The sequence below is a fragment of the Nocardia cyriacigeorgica genome, assembly GCF_010858045.1.
Taxonomy (GTDB): domain Bacteria; phylum Actinomycetota; class Actinomycetes; order Mycobacteriales; family Mycobacteriaceae; genus Nocardia; species Nocardia cyriacigeorgica_E.
The window spans coordinates 1-352 of the sequence record NZ_JAAGVC010000181.1 but is presented as its reverse complement, the minus strand read 5'-3'; the positions used below and the strand labels follow the sequence as shown (position 1 = coordinate 352).

Below are 352 nucleotides of genomic sequence, written 5' to 3'. Positions count from 1 at the left end.
TGCCTTGGTTGGCATGCGCAGAGCGTTCACCCACAGCCGCGTAGCGGTGTAGGTCAGCTCGTCCATCGTCACCGGCGGGTCGTCGGGCGCGATGACGAAATGGGTGAACGCGAGCCTGCTCACCATGCTCGACAGCGCACGGGAGGCGAGCAGCGGGTCCAGCTCCGGGTCGGCGAGGCCGCGGCGTTGCAGATCGGCGATGCTGCGGGCGTTCCGCTGGATGAACGCATCCCCACGCCGCTGCCGCAACTCGGCGAATTCGGGGTCGATCGTGGCGACCTGCTCCAGCAGCGCCATCAGCTTGGCATTGCGTTTGTAGGCCTCGAAGTAGGCGCGATTGCTGGCCTCGACG

The 352-nt window shown here is 67.0% G+C and carries 1 pseudogene; it reads right to left on the bottom strand.

The features are described 5' to 3' along the window. Positions 1–352 (bottom strand): annotated as a pseudogene (locus GV790_RS29265) (TetR/AcrR family transcriptional regulator); the annotation flags it as partial.